This window comes from Pseudomonas sp. MPR-R2A5 (genome assembly GCF_058793055.1).
In genome coordinates, this window is record NZ_JBXAFK010000034.1 from 13,514 (window position 1) to 28,508 (window position 14,995).

A 14,995-nucleotide genomic window follows, 5' to 3' on the forward strand; every position below is an offset into this window, starting at 1 on the left:
CTGAAGGTTTCAGCGAAAGATCACTGTCTTGTCCTGGTTGATGAACACCCGGTGTTCCAGGTGGTATTTCAGGGCCTTGGAAAGGGCCACGGTTTCGGTGTCGCGGCCGATGGCGACCAGCGAGTCGGGCAAGTGGGTATGGTCGACGCGCTGGATTTCCTGCTCGATGATCGGGCCCTCATCCAGGTCGCTGGTGACGTAGTGGGCGGTGGCGCCGATCAGCTTGACGCCACGGTCATAGGCCTGGTGGTAGGGCTTGGCGCCCTTGAACCCTGGGAGGAACGAGTGATGGATATTGATCGCCCGCCCCGACAGGTGCTGGCACAGGCCGTCAGACAGGATCTGCATGTAGCGCGCGAGCACCACCAGGTCGGTCTGGGTGTCTTCGATGATGCGCATCAGCTCGGCTTCCTGGCTGGCCTTGGTGTCCTGGGTGATCGGCAGGTAGATGAAGCGGATGCCTTCGCGCTCGGCCATCGCCCGCAGGTCCAGGTGGTTGGAGACCACGGCGGTGATGTGCATGTCCATCTCGCCCTTGCGGTGGCGGTAGAGCAGGTCGGTGAGGCAGTGGTCGAATTTGCTGACCATCAGCAGTACGCGGGTCGGTTGGCGTGAGCTGAACAACTGCCAGTGCATATCGAACCCGCCGGCCAGGTCGCCCAGGCCTTCGCGCAGGGCGCCGATATCGCTGCTGACGCCGGTGTTGAAGCGGAACACCGCGCGCATGAAGAACTGCCCGGTGAACTCGTCGTCGAACTGCGCCAGCTCGCTGATGTAGCACTGCTGCCGGGCCAGGCAGGCGCTGATCGCAGCGACGATCCCGGACGCCGCCGGGCAGGTGATCTTGAGGATGTAATGTTCGCGGGAGGCGTCCATCGAAGGCTCCTGAATACAGTGAAGGAAGGCTCAGCCCTTGGCCGTGCGCTTGGTTTTTTGCGGGTCATCGAAGGGCAGGGCGTGGGTGCTGGCGCTGGCCTCAAGGCTGCCGCGCACCTGCACGGCAATACCGGGTTCGGAACAGGCGACGCTCATGCGCGCGATGGCCATCGAGCGTTTGCTCAGGCGCGAATACATGCCGCAGGTGATCACGCCGACTTGCCGGTTGCCCTGCCACAAGGTGTCGCCTGCCTCGGCGGCACGCACGCCCTCAAGCAGCACGCCGGTGATCTTGAAACGCTCCTGGCCGCGCAGGCGCTGGTGTTCTTCGGCGCCCCGGAACGCGCTTTTGCCCGGCGAAACGGTGAAGTCCAGGCCCATTTCCCAGAGGGTGTCGCCGGCCTTCTGGTCGGCGAAGGGGTACATCTGCGAGTTGTCGTAGGGGAAGAACATCAGCGAGCTTTCCACCCGCAGCCAGTCCAGGGCGGTGAAGGCGCAGGGGATGATCCCCAGGTCGGCGCCCTGTTCGAGGATGCTGTCCCACAGGAACGGCGCGTCGGCGGCCTTGCAGAAAATCTCGTAGCCGCGCTCGCCGGTGTAGCCGGTGCGGGAGATCATCACCGGGCGCTCGAACAGGCGGGTTTGCAGGTGGTGGAAGTACGCCAGTTGGCGGATGCCGGGCACGTGTTCGGCGAGGAAGTCCACCGCCAGCGGGCCTTGCAGCGACAGGTCGTGCAGGTCGTCATCGAACAGCACCGCCACTTGCCGGCCCAGGGCCGAGCGCACCAGCATTTCATGCCCGCTGCCGGCGCCATGCACCACCATGAACGCATTGGGCCCGGTGCGGTAGACGATGCAGTCATCGACGAATTTGCCGTCCTCGTCGAGCATCGAGGCGTACACCGATTTGCCGGGGTAGAGCTTGGCGATGTCGCGGGTGGTCGCCCACTGCAACAGGCTCTCGGCGTGGGGCCCCACGTAATGGACTTTTTTCAGCCCCGACACGTCCATCAGGCCGGCGCGGGTGCGGATCGCTTCGTGGTGGTCGGCCAGTGCACTGCTGTAGGTCCAGGCGGTGCCCATGCCGTTCCAGTCTTCAAGGTTCGAGCCAAGGGCGCGGTGCCGTTCGGCCAATGCAGAGATACGCCAGGAGTGGGTCATGTGATGCTCCTTGTCGGGAAAATGAGGTCACGCGAGTGGATCAAACTGGCTCAGCCACTCGACCAGCGTGCGGCGGTAGCGGGTCATGCCCTTGTAGTCGGCGATGGGGTCGGGCAGGTCGCGCAGTACGCGGTGCAGGCGACAGCCCCAGCCGGGTTGCGTGACCAGCTCGTCCAGGCTGATCAGGTAGGTACGGATGCTGAACATCACCGCGTGGCTGCGCGGCAGGCGCGCCATCACTTGCAGCTCGACCCGCAGGTGCACCTGCTGCCCGACGTTCTGCGCGGTGATCTGGCCGCGATCGGCGCCCCATTGATGGAACGTCTCGGGGGATGAATCCAGGCGCGGGTTGATGGTCAGGGTCCAGTTCAAGCGCCGCACGGGCTGGCCGACCTGCAGGTTGAGCAGGTACTTCAGCGCGCGGTCGAACACGCCCATCTGATGGGCCATGGGCACCGGTGCGTGCCATTGCTTGAAACTCATGCCGGCATCGAACGCCAGCGACCAGTCGGCCGGGCTGGTGACCAGGCCGGCGTCCATGTACAGGTCGCCGTCGCGCTGGTCGAGCAGGGCGAAATCCCCCTGCACCTGACGGCCGATGTACTCCAGCGGTGCGCAGGGCAGGCTGGTGGCGTCGCCGAAGATGAAGGGCTGGTCGATATCCAGCAGGTGGTTGCGCCAATGCCAGTGCTCGCCGTCTTGCCTCAGGCTGAACCACTGCGGGTAGTCGGCGGCCAGGTGCTGCATGAGCATCTGCAACGCATCCCAGGCCGCCACTTGCATGTGCGGCATCACCAGGTAGCGGCGCGGGTCCTGGTCCAGCACCAGGGCGCGTTCGGCCATTTCCGAGCGGTAGTGCTCGTCGATGTCGAAGGCGTGCTCATAGATCGAGCCGGGGTCGCGGGAGGTGGCCGGTTCGATATTCACCGAGTACAGGTAGCTGTCCTCGATGAACGGAAAGGGGAAGCGCCGGATCGCCGCCGGGCTGTTGCGAAAGCTGAAATCGTCGCGATAGCTCAACACGGGGCTCGATTGCAGGGGCATGTCACTCACTCCTAGAGGTCCAGCGAAACGCAGGGGCCGTGGCCGCGCGAGACGCAGGGCATCAGAAATTCGGCCTGCTCGGCCGGGCTGAGGAAACTGTCACGGTGTTCGATGGCGCCGCCGTTGTGCCGGGTAATGCACTGGCCGCAGACCCCGCCACGGCATAGATTGGGCACCTGTAGTCCTGCGTGCTCCAGGGCTTCGAGCAGGCTTTGCTCGGCCTCGACCCGCAGGCGCCGGCCGCTGCGCAGCAGGTGCAGGTCGAACGGCTGGCCCGGCTGGGCACCCTTGAAGGCTTCGGAATGCACGCGCTTGGGCGACCAACCGAGGCGGGTGGCCTCAAGCTCGACCGCGTCGAGCAGAGACTGCGGGCCACAGCTGTAGACGTGGCTGCCCAGTGGCCGGTTGGCGAGGATCCGGTTCAGGTCCGGGCGCCGTTCGTAGCTGTGCAGGCGCGGGCCGAGGCGTTGTTGCAACTCGTCGAGATAGGCGTCGCTGAGGCCTGGGCGGAACAGGTAATGCAGTTCGAAGTCGGCCTGCTGCTGTTCCAGCGCGGCGATATAGGCCATGAACGGCGTGATACCGATACCGGCAGCGATGAGGATATGCCGGCGCGCGGTGCCGTGGGGCGCGAACAGATTGGCCGGCGGCGAGAGCTGCAAGGTGTCGCCGACCTGCACCTGCCGATGCAGGTACTGCGAGCCGCCACGCGAAGCGTCTTGCAGGCGCACGGCGATGCGGTAGTGGTGCAGGTGCGCCGGGTCGCTGGTCAGCGAATAGGCGTTGCGCACCGTGCCGTCGGCCAGCGGCAGATGCACTTGCACATGGCTGCCGGGCGAGAAGCCGGGCAGGGTACCGTCGCAGGCGGTCAGGGTGAGTTCGCGCACCACCGGCGTGAGCATTCTTGCGGCGCTGACCTGAACCTTGAGGGCCGCGCTCATGGCTGGAACCCTGCATAGGGCTGGTCGGGGTTGTGGCACACGCCGAGGTAAGCCCCCAGGCGCCGAGAGAAATGCGTACGCACTTCAAGCCCGACGTGGCAGCCGATGCAGTTCAATGAGGGCGCTGGCCCGGCAGCCTGGGTCAGGCCACAGTGGGCGCAATACACCTGGCGTAGGCCGGGCGTGGCGCAGGTCATGCTGATCTCGTCGTCTTCCAGGCCAGCGGCGCGGGCTTGCGCATGGATACGCCAGACAAAGGCTTCATCTCCCAGCAGGTAAAGCCGGCACCCCACGGTGGCGCTGCTCAATGCCTGTTGCAAGCGGCGCGCGAAGTCGGGTTGTTCGCCGTTCAGCAGTACCGGCTGGTCCAGCGTGGCGACCACCTCCGTGCAGGCGGTCGCCGATTGCATCACCACGATGGGGCGGCTGAGGGTGTGCGTCATGCGGGCTCCTCCAAGGTGCGTTTTGTTTCCTGTTGGGAGAGATACTTTCCTATGGGGAAAATCTTCTCAATCTGGAAAAAGGGCTATGCCTTTGGAGATAAGCCTTGCCCCAAGGGCGTTCGGGGCATGGAAGTTGCTGGGCTTGAGGTCACGCCGAGCAACGGGACGGGGAGTTATCGAAGAGTGCGAATACGACCGCAATGGTGGCCGCTCTGGTTGGGGCCTGTGCGCCGCGAACAGGCGCGCAGCGTGCGCCGGCTGTTGGCCGGGTTGCCCCTGCACGCTGACGGTGCCTTGTCGGATTTCCTGGACCGTTTCGACGCACTGCTACCCCGCGCCAGGCTCAACCTGATCCTCGGCGGCGAAGACCTCAGCCCGACACGCCGCGCTTTGATCGAAGGCTGCCAGGACGCCGCGACCTGCCCCTGGCGCAATGCAGCTGTGGCGCAAACGCCCCAGGCCTGCGGCCCGTGCCGGCAACGCGGTGTGCATCGCCTGGTGTGCGCCTTGCCCGAGGGCCAGAAGGGCGTGTTGCTGCTCGACACGCCCAGGCGAGCCGGTGCCAGCTGGCGCCAGTTGTTGGAAGAGGCAGCGCAGGCCGTCGGCGTAACCGTGCGCCTGCGCGGCCACGCCCGTGAGCAGCAGCGCAAACAGGCGACCTCCCGCCACGGTGCCCTGGCCCGTGAGCTGCACGATTCGGTGGCGCAGCAGTTGGGTTACCTGTCGTTCCAGGCCCATGGGTTGCAGTCGCAGTTGGGCGCGCCAGCCCTGCACGACCTGTGTGCCGGCCTGAGCCAGTTGCAACGCCAGGTGCGCGAGCTGATCACCAGTGCGCGCCTGACCATGGACGGGCGCTCGCTGCGCCAGGCCCTGGCCGATTCGGTGGCGGAGTTCTCGCGGCGTTGCATCATCGTGTTCGAACTGGACAACCGCCTGCCGGACGATGCCCTGGGCCCGGAAACCGAATTGCAGGTCTTGCAGATCATTCGCGAGGCCCTGGCCAATGCCGTGCGCCATTCCCACGCGCGGCACGTGCGCATTGAGCTGCGCCAGACCCAGGACGGCGACGCTTCAGTGTCGGTGGAAGACGATGGCATCGGCCTGAGCCCGGCATCCGACGAACATAATCATTTCGGCCTGGCGATTATCCGCGAGCGCGCCGCCAGCCTCGGCGCGCGCCTGAGCATTGAAACGATCCGCCCGCACGGGGTGCGCGTGCACCTTGGCCTGCGCCGCCACCACGACCTGCCACAGGGGAGCCTCGATGGATTGCACGACCTTATTACTGATCGATGATCACCCATTGTTTCGCAAGGGCCTGGCGCAGTTGTTCGACGCCAGCGACGACTTTGAAGTGGTGGGGCAGGCAGCCAGTGGCCGTGAAGGCATTAACCTGGCCGTGAGCCTGACGCCGCAACAGGTCCTGCTCGACCTGCACATGCCCGGCCTCAGCGGTTTGCAGGTGCTGGATGAACTGCGCCAGTTGCGCCTGGAGTGTCAGGTGGTGGTGCTCACCGCCTCGATGGACCGCGCCGAGCTGCTCACCGCCTTGCGCCTGGGCGCCAGCGGCTATGTGCTCAAGGAAACCGAGCCCGAGGCGTTGCTGGCGTATATGCGCAACTGTCACAAGGGCGCGATCGTGCTGGACTCGACCCTGATTGCCTTGCTCGCCGACCAGGCCGAGCCTGCGCCGGCGTGTGAGGCCGCGGGCAGCGAAAACCTCACCGAACGCGAAGGCCAGACCCTGGCGCTGATCGCCGCCGGCATGAGCAATAAACAGATCGGCCGGGAACTGGGGATCAGCGACGGCACGGTGAAAATCTACGTGCGCAGCCTGTTGCAGAAGCTTGGCCTGCATTCACGGCTGGAGCTGGCGGCCTGGGTGCACAGCGGCGCCTTGATGAAACACGAGGAGCGCCATTAAATGAGGGATAGCCCTGAAGCGTTTGCGCCCCTGCCGATTGATCTGATGGATTGCTTTCCCGCCGCCTTATTGCAACTGCGCGACAACGGCCAGATCGCCCACTTCAACCTGGCCTGGGCCGAGCTGATGGGGCCGCCGGGTGCCGAGCGCAACCTGATGGACTATGTGCACCAGGAAGACCGCCCACTATGGCGCCAGGCCCTGAATGAACTGCGCCGCCGCCCCGAGACCTCGTTCAACCAGCGTCTGCGCTTCGTGCACCCCAGCGGCGAGCTGCGCTGGTTCGAGATCAGCCTCAAGCGCGGCCCCCAGGGGTTCTATCTGGTGGCCAGCGACATCACCGCGCATAAACGCCGTGAAATTGCCTTGCAGGCCAGCCAGCGCAGCAGCATGAGCCTGCTCGACAGCATGCCGGGGCTGATCTACCGCGGGCGCAACAACCGCGACTGGACCATGGAATTCGTCAGCGCCGGCTGCCTGGAGTTGACCGGCTACCCCGCCGAGCGCCTGGTGGACAACCATGAGTTCACCTACAACAGCCTGATCCTGGCGCAGGATGCCGACTACGTATGGCGCGAGGTGCAATATGCGCTGTCGCGGCATGAGCCGTTCGAGCTCAATTACCAGATCCGCTGCGCCGACCGCTCGATCAAGCACGTGTGGGAGAAGGGCGTGGGGATTTATGCCGATACCCGCGAGGTGCTGGGGATCGAGGGGGCGATTTTCGAGCGCAAGCTTTAACGGGTAAACGCCGTTCAAATGTGGGAGGGGCGGTGCGACGATTCGACTTGCCCCCGATGGCGGAGTGTCAGTGGATGCATCTTTGGCTGACCCACAGCCATCGGGGGCAAGCCCCCTCCCACAAGGGTGACTCAGTGCGCGCCGGCGGCCTTGTTCAGGTCGCTTTCAGCCCATTCGGTATACACACACGCATCCGCCGTGGCCCAGCGCACGCGCACCGGGTCGCCGGCCTTGAGGGGCATGCCCGCGGCAGACAGTGCCTTGACCGTCATCGACGTGCCGCCGAGGGTTTTCACCGTGCAGGTCTGGCTTTCGCCGAGGAACAGCACTTCACCGACGATGGCCGACACTTCATTCCAACCGGCGGCCAAGGGCTGTGCGGTGGCCTGTTCGACGCTCAGCGCCAGGGCTTTTTCCGGGCGCACCATCAGCAGTACCTCCTGCTCGGTGTGCAGGCCGCTGGTCAGGCGGATCGACAGGGATTGGCCTTCGAACGACGCCGCTGCATTGCCCTGGGCCTTGAGCTTGAGGAAGTTGGAGTTGCCGAGGAACGACGCGACAAAGGCGTTCGGCGGGTTCTGATAGAGGTCGAAGCCGCTGCCCAGGCCGACGATCTTGCCGTGGCTGAAAATCGCGATGCGCTGGGACAGGCGCATGGCTTCTTCCTGGTCGTGGGTCACGTAGACGATGGTGATGCCCAGGCGCCGGTGCAGTTGGCGCAGTTCGTCCTGCAGGTCTTCACGCAGCTTCTTGTCGAGGGCGCCGAGGGGTTCGTCCATCAGCAGGATGCGCGGCTCGTACACCAGCGCGCGTGCGATGGCGACCCGTTGCTGCTGGCCGCCGGACAGTTGCGAAGGGCGGCGATGCGCAAATTGCTCAAGCTGCACCAGCTTGAGCATGGCGTCGACGCGCTTCTCGCGTTCGGCACTGGCCAGTTTGCGAATCGCCAGGGGGAAGGCGATGTTGTCGCGTACCGATAGGTGCGGGAACAGCGAGTAACGCTGGAACACCATGCCGATGTCGCGCTTGTGCGGCGGTACGTTGACCAGCGATTGGCCGCTCACCAGGATCTCGCCGCTGCTCGGTGTTTCAAAACCGGCGAGCATCGACAGCGTGGTGCTTTTGCCCGAGCCGCTGGAGCCGAGGAAGGTGAGGAATTCGCCGTCCTTGATATCCAGCGAAATGTTGTCGACGGCGGCAAATTCGCCGTAGTGCTTGTTCAGGTTGCGCAGGCTGACCAGGGGTTGGCCATGGCTTCGCGCGACATCGTTGATCACTGCACTCATGTTCTTCTCCTCGGCGCTCAGGCGCGGGTTTCGGTACGCCGGCGAACGGCGGCGGCAATCACCATGACCAGTACCGAGAGGCCGATCAGCAGCGTCGAAGCGACGGCGATCACAGGCGTAAGGTCCTGGCGCAGAGTGGTCCACATTTTCACGGGAAGGGTTTGCAGGGTCGGGCTGGCCATCATCACGCTGAGCACCACCTCGTCCCACGAGACCAGAAAGGCAAACAGCGCACCGGCCACCATTCCTGGGCGAATCGCCGGAAAGGTCACCTTGAACACCGCCTGCAAACGCGAGGCGCCGCAGATCACCGCCGCGTCTTCGATCGACTGGTCGAACAGCTTCAGCGAGTTGATGATCGAGATGATCGTGAACGGCAGCGCGACGATCACATGGCTGACCACAAAGGCGAACATCGTGCCGGTGTAGCCGAGCTTGAGGAACAGCGCGTACACCGCCACGGCGATGATCACCAGCGGCACGATCATCGGCAGCGTGAACAGGCCGTAGAGCAGCTCACGGCCGGGGAAACGCCCGCGCACCAGGGCAAACGCGGTGGGCAGGCCCAGGGCGACGGCGAACACGGTGGTCAGCACCGCCACCTTGAGGCTGGCCATCGCGGCATTCATCCAGTCGGCGTTGGAGAAGAACTGGCCATACCATTTCAGCGTCCAGCCCGGTGGCGGGAACACCAGCCATTGCGACGAACCGAACGAGAGCAGCACGATGAACACGATCGGCAGCAGCAGGAACAGGCCGATCAAGCCGGTGGTGGTGTAGAGGCCCAAGCGCATCCTGCGGCTCATGGCATTGGGAGTCAGGAGCATGACGGCTTACCTCGCGTTGCTGGCGCCAACCGGGGATTCCGGCTGAAGCTTCAGGTAGAAGTAGAACAGCACCAGGGTGATGAAGATCAGCAACGCGGCGCCGGCACTGGCCAGGCCCCAATTGAGGAACGATTGCACCTGCTGGATGATGAACTCGGGCAGCATCATGTTCTGCGCACCGCCGAGCAGCGCCGGGGTGACGTAGTAACCGAGGGACATCACGAACACCATCAGGCCGCCTGAAAACAACCCCGGCCGGCACAGCGGCAGAAACACCCGGAAGAAGTTGGTCCACGGGCTCGCGCCGCAGATCGAGCCGGCCTGCAGGATCATCGGGTCGATGGCCTGCATGGTCGCCTGCAACGGCAGCACGATGAATGGGATCATGATGTAGCTCATGCCGATCACCACGCCGGTGAGGTTGTGCACCATCTCCAGCGGCTGATCGATGATGCCCATCGCCATCAGCGCCTTGTTGATCACCCCGGAGGCTTGCAGCAAGACCAGCCAGGAATAGGTGCGGGCGAGCAGGCTGGTCCACATCGACAGCAGCACGATGTTCAGGATCCAGCGCCCCCAGCCGCGCGGCACCAGGGTAATCGCCCAGGCCAGCGGGAAGCCCAGCAGCAGGCTGAACAGGGTCACCAGGCCCGCCACCGAAAAGGTGTTGAGCAGCACCCGTGCATAGGCCGAGTTGGCAAACAGTTGTTCATAGTTGCCCAGGCCCGGCACCGGCTCCAGCACGCCACGCAGCAGCAGGCCGATCAGCGGCGCCAGGAAGAACAGGCCGAGGAACAGCAGGGCCGGGATCAGGTTGCTCGACCCCCGCCAGCGCTGCGCCAGGGCCGGCGCACCGGCCTTGGAGGAAACCGCGCCGGCAGCGCCGAGGGCGCTCCCGGTCGGTGTGGTTGCCGTCATTTTCATTTGACTAGCCATTCATTCCACCGTGTCGCAATGGCCGGACCGTTCTTGGCCCAGTAGGCGAAATCGAGGGTGATCTGATCCTTGACGTAGGCGGTCGGCAGGTTCGGCGCCAGCACCGAGTCGAGGCGCTGCACACTGTCGATGTTCACTGGAGCATAGGCGGTCAGGTTGGAAAAGTCGGCCTGGCCTTTGGCGCTGCTGGCACTGGCCAGGAACTTCATCGCGGCGGCTTTGTTCTTCGTGCCTTTAGGCACGACGAGGATGTCGGCCATCACCAGGTTCTGCTTCCAGCTCACGCCCACTGGCGCGCCGTCTTCCTGCAGGGCGTGGATGCGACCGTTCCAGAACTGGCCCATGCTGACTTCGCCGGAGGCCAGCAGTTGCTGAGACTGTGCACCGCCGCCCCACCAGACGATGTCTTTCTTGATGGTGTCGAGTTTCTTGAAGGCGCGGTCCAGGTCCAGCGGGTAGAGCTTGTCGGCCGGTACGCCGTCGGCGAGCAGGGCCAGTTCGAGCACGCCAGGGCTCGGCCATTTGTAGAGGGCGCGTTTGCCGGGGTAGGTCTTGGTGTCGAACAGCGCGGTCCAGTCCTGGGGCTTGCTGGCGCCGAGCTTGCCTTCGTTGTAGCCGAGCACGAAGGAGAAGAAGAACGAGCCCACGCCATGGTCGGAGACGAAGCGCGGGTCGATCTTGTCGCGCTGGATCACCGAGAAATCCAGGGGTTCGAGCAGGCCTTCGGCGGCGGCGCGCAAGGCGAAGTCGGCCTCGACATCCACCACGTCCCACTGCACGTTGCCGCTTTCGACCATGGCCTTGAGTTTGCCGTAGTCGGTGGGCCCATCCTGGACCACGGTAATGCCGCTGGCCTTGCTGAACGGGTCGGCCCAGGCCTGCTTCTGCGCATCCTGGGTGCTACCGCCCCAGCTCACGAAATTGATGCTTTCGGCCGCCAGGGCCGCGTGGGTGGCCGTCGCCAGTAAACCGGCAAACAGCACCGCGGTTGTACGTTTGTTCAACACCATGTTCACGCCCTCATTTGTTTTGTTATTGAGCGGGCTGGTAATGCCCGCCTATCGGGAGCAGTAGGTCAATCAGGGCCTCAGTCGGGGCCCCAAAAGGCGACCGTGCCAAGGGCTGTTATTGGTGCTATCCCTGGCGGGCGCACTTGGCGAAAGCGTTCGGTCTATGGAATATCATATTATGGTATTCCAAACTTTGTGCAAGCATTTTGCCTTACCGGTTATCCGTCATTCGGTGAAGGGAATGCTCTCGACCACCTCCAGGTCGTAGCCGGTCAGCCCGGCGTATTTGAGGGGCGGGCCGAGGTGACGCAGCTTGCCGACGCCGAGGTCCTGCAAGATCTGCGCCCCGGTACCCACTTCCGAATAGATGCGCGACTGCGAACGGTTGAACTGGCGTGGCGCCTGGGTCAGTTGCGGCACACGTTCCAACAGCGCCTGGGACGACTCATGGTTGGCCAGCACCACCACCACGCCGCAGCCTTCGGCGGCGACGCGTTGCAACGCGGCCCACAGGGTCCAGTTGGACGGGCCGCTGTAGTCGGCGCCGACCAGGTCGCGCAGCGGGTCGATCACATGCACGCGCACCAGCGCAGGGGTATCGCGGCGCAACTGGCCCATGACCATTGCCATGTGCACGCCGCCGTCGATGCGGTCTTCGAAGGTGATCAGGCGGAACGTGCCATGCACCGTGGGCAAATCCCGTTCGCCAATGCGCACCACGGTACGCTCGGTGCTGAGGCGGTAGTGGATCAGGTCGGCGATGGTGCCGATCTTGATCCCATGTTTGCGCGCGAAAATTTCCAGGTCGGGGCGGCGCGCCATGGTGCCGTCGTCGTTCATCACTTCAACGATCACCGAGGCCGGTGTGTGCCCGGCCAGGCGCGCCAGGTCGCAGCCGGCTTCGGTGTGGCCGGCGCGGGTCAATACGCCGCCGTCCTTGGCGCGCAACGGGAAGATATGCCCCGGTTGCACGATGTCGGCGGGCCCGGCATTGACGTCAACGGCCGCCGCCACGGTGCGCGCGCGGTCGGCGGCAGAGATGCCGGTGGTCACGCCGCTGGCGGCTTCGATGGACACGGTGAACGCCGTACTGAACACGCTGCCATTGCTCGGCACCATCTGCTCGAGGCCCAGGCGCTGGCAGTGTTCGTCGGTCAGGGTCAGGCAAATCAAGCCACGGGCTTCGCGAGCCATGAAACTGATAGTCTCGGCGGTGCAGCAGGCAGCGGGCAGCAACAGGTCGCCTTCGTTTTCCCGGTCTTCGTCGTCCACCAGGAGCACCATCTTGCCCTGGCGATAGTCTTCGATGATGTCTGCGATGCTGTTGAAGGGCATGTCAGTGTGCTCGTTTTGTTGGTTGTATGTATTATGGTATACCACAAAAAACTCAACGAGAGGATGTCACGATGAAGGCTTACTGGATTGCCCATGTGGATGTGTCCGACGCAGAGCAGTACACGCAGTACACCCAACGCGCACCGGCAGCGTTTGCCAAGTTTGGCGGGCGGTTCCTGGCCAGGGGCGGGCGCAGCGAGGCGATGGAAGGCGGGCCGGCACGGCAGCGCAATGTGGTGATCGAGTTCGATAGCTACGAGCAGGCGGTGGCGTGCTACGAGTCTGCTGAATATCAGGAGGCGAAGGGGTACCGTGAAGGGGCGGGGATGGCGCAGATCGTCATCGTGGAAGGGCTGGCGCCTTAGGTCATCAGGCCAAACATAGGACCAAATGTGGGAGGGGGCTTGCCCCCGATGGCGGTGGGTCAGCCAACCTCTCTGCCAACCGTGCCGCCGCCTTCGAAGCCTCGCTAAAGCTCGACATCTCCCACAGGGGATTGGTGGTATCCATGCGATCTACCGCCGGGCTGCTTTCTACCTGCCAACAGCGGGCCAGTGTGGGAGGGGGCTTGCCCCCGATGGCGGTGGGTCAGTCACCTTATTCAGCGGCTGACACACTGCTATCGGGGGCAAGTCGAATCGTCGCACCGCCCCTCCCACATTTGGTCCGGTGTTTGGCTGTGAGATCAGCGGATAAAGTGGATCTTGCCGCTGTCGTCATTGCCGATGTAGATGCCATACACCCCGGCCTGGCGTTCCTCGATATACCGTTCGAGGATCTGCCGGATCGCCGGGTAGTAGATGCTGTCCCAGGGAATGTCCTCGGGTGCGAAGAACCGGTAGTCGAGGGTTTCCGGGCCGAACTGGCCGGTGATCTCCAGCGCGATGGCGCGGAAGATGATGTACACCTCGCTGATCGTCGGCACGCTGAAGATCGAGTAGGGCGAGACGATTTCCGCGCGCACGCCGCTTTCTTCCCAGACTTCGCGCAACGCGGCTTGTTCAGTGGTCTCGCCGCCTTCCATGAAGCCGGCCGGTAGGGTCCAGGTGCCGGGACGGGGCGGGATTGCCCGTTGGCACAGCAGGTATTTGCCGTCCTGCTCGATGATGCAGCCGGCGATGATCTTGGGGTTGATGTAGTGGATATAGCCGCAACCCCGGCACATCAGGCGCTCATGCGTATCGCCCGGTGGCAACTGGCGACCGAGGTCACTGCCGCCGCATTTCGGGCAATAGCTTGGGCTGAACATGGTCAGTGGCCTATGCGCGGTTCTTTGAGCGCGATGGGCAGGGTGATCTCTGGAATCTTGCCGGTCTCTTCCTGCTTGCGCTTGAGGTAATCCAGGGCCACGGCAGCGGCTGCGCGCACGTGATCGACACAGGCCTGGTGCGCCGCGAGCGGATCGCCGCTCTTGATTGCCTGGACCATGCGTTCCATTTCCTGGTTACTGGCGCCGCGGCGGTTTTCCTGGGACACCGAGGTGGCGCGCAGGTAGCTGATACGCGCCTGCAACTGGCGCAGTTGCGTGGCCGCCACGTGGTTGCCGGAGCCTTCGAGCAAGACGTCGTAGAAGCCTTGCACCGAGTCGATCACCTGTTGCAGTTCGCCGTCCTTGAGGGCCTTGCGGTTCTCCTCCAGGGCTTTTTCCAGGGCCTTGATGTCCTTGGCCTTGGCGCGCAGGGTGAACAACTGCACGATCAAGCCTTCGAGCACGCAGCGCAGTTCATAGATGTCGACCGCGTCGGCCAGGGTGATGATCGCGACCTGCGGGCCTTTGGCATCGGCAAACTCCACCAGGCCCTCGGACTCCAGGTGACGCAGGGCTTCGCGCACCGACGTGCGGCTGACGCCCAGGCGATCACACAGGTCGCGTTCTACCAGGCGGTCGCCCGGCAGGAGCTGGAAGTTCATGATGGCGCTGCGCAGTTTCTCCAGCACGATTTCGCGCAGGGTGACCGGGTTGTGATTGACCTTGAAGCTGTCGTCGAGTGGCAGGCGTTTCATGGGGTCTGCTCTGAAGGTGGCTGTCCCTGCAAAACGAGCACCGGCAGCGGTGCTCGATCGATCAAAACAGCCAAGGGTTAACGGGTGGCCTCTGCATCGGCTTCGGCGAAAGCTTCCCGGGCCAGCCGGAAGCTGTCCACGGCGGCGGGAACCCCGCAATAAATGCCGACCTGAAGCAGAATTTCGCGTATTTGTTCACGACTCAGCCCGTTACGCAAGGCGCCACGTACATGCAGCTTGAGCTCGTGAGGTCGATTGAGGGCCGAAATCATTGCCAAGTTTATCATGCTGCGTTCTTTAAGCGACAAACCCTCACGGCCCCACACATGGCCCCAGCAGTACTCGGTGACCATCTCCTGCAAGGGCCGGGTGAAATCGTCGGCATTCTCGAGGGAGCGCTGCACATAGGCTTCGCCCAGCACCTGGGTGCGGATTTTCAGGCCCTGCTCATATTTGTCGTTGCTCAT

General features: G+C 64.0%; 17 protein-coding genes. 4 read left to right on the forward strand and 13 right to left on the reverse strand.

The genetic code is table 11. The annotated features are described in order from the left end of the window. Positions 1-9: 9 nt before the first annotated feature. Genes purU through AC1Q6I_RS22450 form a run of 5 tightly spaced genes read right to left on the reverse strand, consistent with a single transcriptional unit; the run spans position 10 to position 4,465 of the window. Positions 10-876: a formyltetrahydrofolate deformylase gene (purU, locus tag AC1Q6I_RS22430; RefSeq protein WP_102624611.1), complete on the reverse strand. Its 867-nt coding sequence runs from the start codon at positions 874-876 to the stop codon at positions 10-12. Positions 877-906: 30 nt separating this feature from the next. Next, positions 907-2,037, reverse strand: a complete 1,131-nt coding sequence (locus tag AC1Q6I_RS22435) for an aminomethyl transferase family protein (RefSeq protein ID WP_102624612.1) — start codon at positions 2,035-2,037, stop codon at positions 907-909. 27 nt (positions 2,038-2,064) lie between these two features. Then, the gene (locus tag AC1Q6I_RS22440; protein ID WP_102624613.1) at positions 2,065-3,081 is read right to left on the reverse strand and encodes a heme-dependent oxidative N-demethylase family protein; all 1,017 of its coding nucleotides are present in this window, start codon (positions 3,079-3,081) and stop codon (positions 2,065-2,067) included. Between the two features lie 11 nt (positions 3,082-3,092). Next, a complete protein-coding gene (locus tag AC1Q6I_RS22445; protein WP_102624614.1) occupies positions 3,093-4,022 on the reverse strand; it encodes a PDR/VanB family oxidoreductase in 930 nt (309 codons plus the stop codon). Beyond that, positions 4,019-4,465: a dimethylamine monooxygenase subunit DmmA family protein gene (locus AC1Q6I_RS22450; RefSeq protein ID WP_024074690.1), complete on the reverse strand. Its 447-nt coding sequence runs from the start codon at positions 4,463-4,465 to the stop codon at positions 4,019-4,021. Before AC1Q6I_RS22450 ends, AC1Q6I_RS22445 begins: the two co-directional genes overlap by 4 nt. Before the next feature lie 225 nt (positions 4,466-4,690). Between AC1Q6I_RS22450 and AC1Q6I_RS22455 the strand changes: the two genes are divergently transcribed. Genes AC1Q6I_RS22455 through AC1Q6I_RS22465 form a run of 3 tightly spaced genes read left to right on the forward strand, consistent with a single transcriptional unit; the run spans position 4,691 to position 7,130 of the window. After that, entirely contained in the window at positions 4,691-5,761 is a 1,071-nt protein-coding gene (locus AC1Q6I_RS22455; RefSeq protein WP_236646004.1) for an ATP-binding protein, read from the forward strand. Further along, a complete protein-coding gene (locus AC1Q6I_RS22460) occupies positions 5,730-6,389 on the forward strand; it encodes a response regulator (protein ID WP_024074692.1) in 660 nt (219 codons plus the stop codon). Before AC1Q6I_RS22455 ends, AC1Q6I_RS22460 begins: the two co-directional genes overlap by 32 nt. Then, positions 6,390-7,130, forward strand: coding sequence for a PAS domain-containing protein (locus tag AC1Q6I_RS22465; protein WP_024074693.1), 741 nt, complete (start codon positions 6,390-6,392; stop codon positions 7,128-7,130). A gap of 131 nt (positions 7,131-7,261) precedes the next feature. On the opposite strand, the gene AC1Q6I_RS22470 is transcribed toward AC1Q6I_RS22465, so the two are convergent. The 5 genes from AC1Q6I_RS22470 to ribBA all read right to left on the reverse strand — a co-directional run bounded on the left by AC1Q6I_RS22470 (position 7,262) and on the right by ribBA (position 12,524). Beyond that, a complete protein-coding gene (locus AC1Q6I_RS22470) occupies positions 7,262-8,416 on the reverse strand; it encodes an ABC transporter ATP-binding protein (RefSeq protein WP_024074694.1) in 1,155 nt (384 codons plus the stop codon). A 17-nt stretch (positions 8,417-8,433) separates the two neighbouring features. After that, the gene (locus tag AC1Q6I_RS22475; RefSeq protein ID WP_010567348.1) at positions 8,434-9,243 is read right to left on the reverse strand and encodes an ABC transporter permease; all 810 of its coding nucleotides are present in this window, start codon (positions 9,241-9,243) and stop codon (positions 8,434-8,436) included. Positions 9,244-9,249: 6 nt separating this feature from the next. Continuing rightward, on the reverse strand, positions 9,250-10,167 hold the full coding sequence (locus AC1Q6I_RS22480) for an ABC transporter permease (RefSeq protein WP_173903823.1): 918 nt from the start codon (positions 10,165-10,167) through the stop codon (positions 9,250-9,252). After that, positions 10,164-11,189, reverse strand: coding sequence for an ABC transporter substrate-binding protein (locus AC1Q6I_RS22485; protein ID WP_024074696.1), 1,026 nt, complete (start codon positions 11,187-11,189; stop codon positions 10,164-10,166). The genes AC1Q6I_RS22480 and AC1Q6I_RS22485 overlap by 4 nt, the downstream gene beginning before the upstream one ends. A gap of 225 nt (positions 11,190-11,414) precedes the next feature. Continuing rightward, a complete protein-coding gene (gene ribBA, locus AC1Q6I_RS22490; RefSeq protein WP_069075692.1) occupies positions 11,415-12,524 on the reverse strand; it encodes a bifunctional 3,4-dihydroxy-2-butanone-4-phosphate synthase/GTP cyclohydrolase II in 1,110 nt (369 codons plus the stop codon). Between the two features lie 71 nt (positions 12,525-12,595). Between ribBA and AC1Q6I_RS22495 the strand changes: the two genes are divergently transcribed. Further along, positions 12,596-12,889, forward strand: a complete 294-nt coding sequence (locus tag AC1Q6I_RS22495) for a DUF1330 domain-containing protein (protein ID WP_102624616.1) — start codon at positions 12,596-12,598, stop codon at positions 12,887-12,889. A 320-nt stretch (positions 12,890-13,209) separates the two neighbouring features. On the opposite strand, the gene AC1Q6I_RS22500 is transcribed toward AC1Q6I_RS22495, so the two are convergent. From AC1Q6I_RS22500 to AC1Q6I_RS22510, 3 genes are all read right to left on the reverse strand, one after another. Further along, positions 13,210-13,773, reverse strand: a complete 564-nt coding sequence (locus AC1Q6I_RS22500) for an NUDIX hydrolase (RefSeq protein ID WP_024074699.1) — start codon at positions 13,771-13,773, stop codon at positions 13,210-13,212. Between the two features lie 2 nt (positions 13,774-13,775). Next, positions 13,776-14,528: a GntR family transcriptional regulator gene (locus AC1Q6I_RS22505; protein ID WP_024074700.1), complete on the reverse strand. Its 753-nt coding sequence runs from the start codon at positions 14,526-14,528 to the stop codon at positions 13,776-13,778. A 77-nt stretch (positions 14,529-14,605) separates the two neighbouring features. Then, positions 14,606-14,995: a carboxymuconolactone decarboxylase family protein gene (locus AC1Q6I_RS22510; RefSeq protein WP_024074701.1), complete on the reverse strand. Its 390-nt coding sequence runs from the start codon at positions 14,993-14,995 to the stop codon at positions 14,606-14,608.

Excerpts from the sequence above, each read along its gene's own strand:
- purU (WP_102624611.1), bottom strand. The coding sequence starts at position 876 with ATGGACGCCTCCCGCGAACATTACATCCTCAAGATCACCTGCCCGGCG.
- AC1Q6I_RS22435 (WP_102624612.1), bottom strand. The coding sequence starts at position 2,037 with ATGACCCACTCCTGGCGTATCTCTGCATTGGCCGAACGGCACCGCGCC.
- AC1Q6I_RS22440 (WP_102624613.1), bottom strand. The coding sequence starts at position 3,081 with ATGCCCCTGCAATCGAGCCCCGTGTTGAGCTATCGCGACGATTTCAGC.
- AC1Q6I_RS22445 (WP_102624614.1), bottom strand. The coding sequence starts at position 4,022 with ATGAGCGCGGCCCTCAAGGTTCAGGTCAGCGCCGCAAGAATGCTCACG.
- AC1Q6I_RS22450 (WP_024074690.1), bottom strand. The coding sequence starts at position 4,465 with ATGACGCACACCCTCAGCCGCCCCATCGTGGTGATGCAATCGGCGACC.
- AC1Q6I_RS22460 (WP_024074692.1), top strand. The coding sequence starts at position 5,730 with ATGGATTGCACGACCTTATTACTGATCGATGATCACCCATTGTTTCGC.
- AC1Q6I_RS22465 (WP_024074693.1), top strand. The coding sequence starts at position 6,390 with ATGAGGGATAGCCCTGAAGCGTTTGCGCCCCTGCCGATTGATCTGATG.
- AC1Q6I_RS22470 (WP_024074694.1), bottom strand. The coding sequence starts at position 8,416 with ATGAGTGCAGTGATCAACGATGTCGCGCGAAGCCATGGCCAACCCCTG.
- AC1Q6I_RS22475 (WP_010567348.1), bottom strand. The coding sequence starts at position 9,243 with ATGCTCCTGACTCCCAATGCCATGAGCCGCAGGATGCGCTTGGGCCTC.
- AC1Q6I_RS22480 (WP_173903823.1), bottom strand. The coding sequence starts at position 10,167 with ATGAAAATGACGGCAACCACACCGACCGGGAGCGCCCTCGGCGCTGCC.
- AC1Q6I_RS22485 (WP_024074696.1), bottom strand. The coding sequence starts at position 11,189 with ATGGTGTTGAACAAACGTACAACCGCGGTGCTGTTTGCCGGTTTACTG.
- ribBA (WP_069075692.1), bottom strand. The coding sequence starts at position 12,524 with ATGCCCTTCAACAGCATCGCAGACATCATCGAAGACTATCGCCAGGGC.
- AC1Q6I_RS22495 (WP_102624616.1), top strand. The coding sequence starts at position 12,596 with ATGAAGGCTTACTGGATTGCCCATGTGGATGTGTCCGACGCAGAGCAG.
- AC1Q6I_RS22500 (WP_024074699.1), bottom strand. The coding sequence starts at position 13,773 with ATGTTCAGCCCAAGCTATTGCCCGAAATGCGGCGGCAGTGACCTCGGT.
- AC1Q6I_RS22505 (WP_024074700.1), bottom strand. The coding sequence starts at position 14,528 with ATGAAACGCCTGCCACTCGACGACAGCTTCAAGGTCAATCACAACCCG.
- AC1Q6I_RS22510 (WP_024074701.1), bottom strand. The coding sequence starts at position 14,995 with ATGAGCAACGACAAATATGAGCAGGGCCTGAAAATCCGCACCCAGGTG.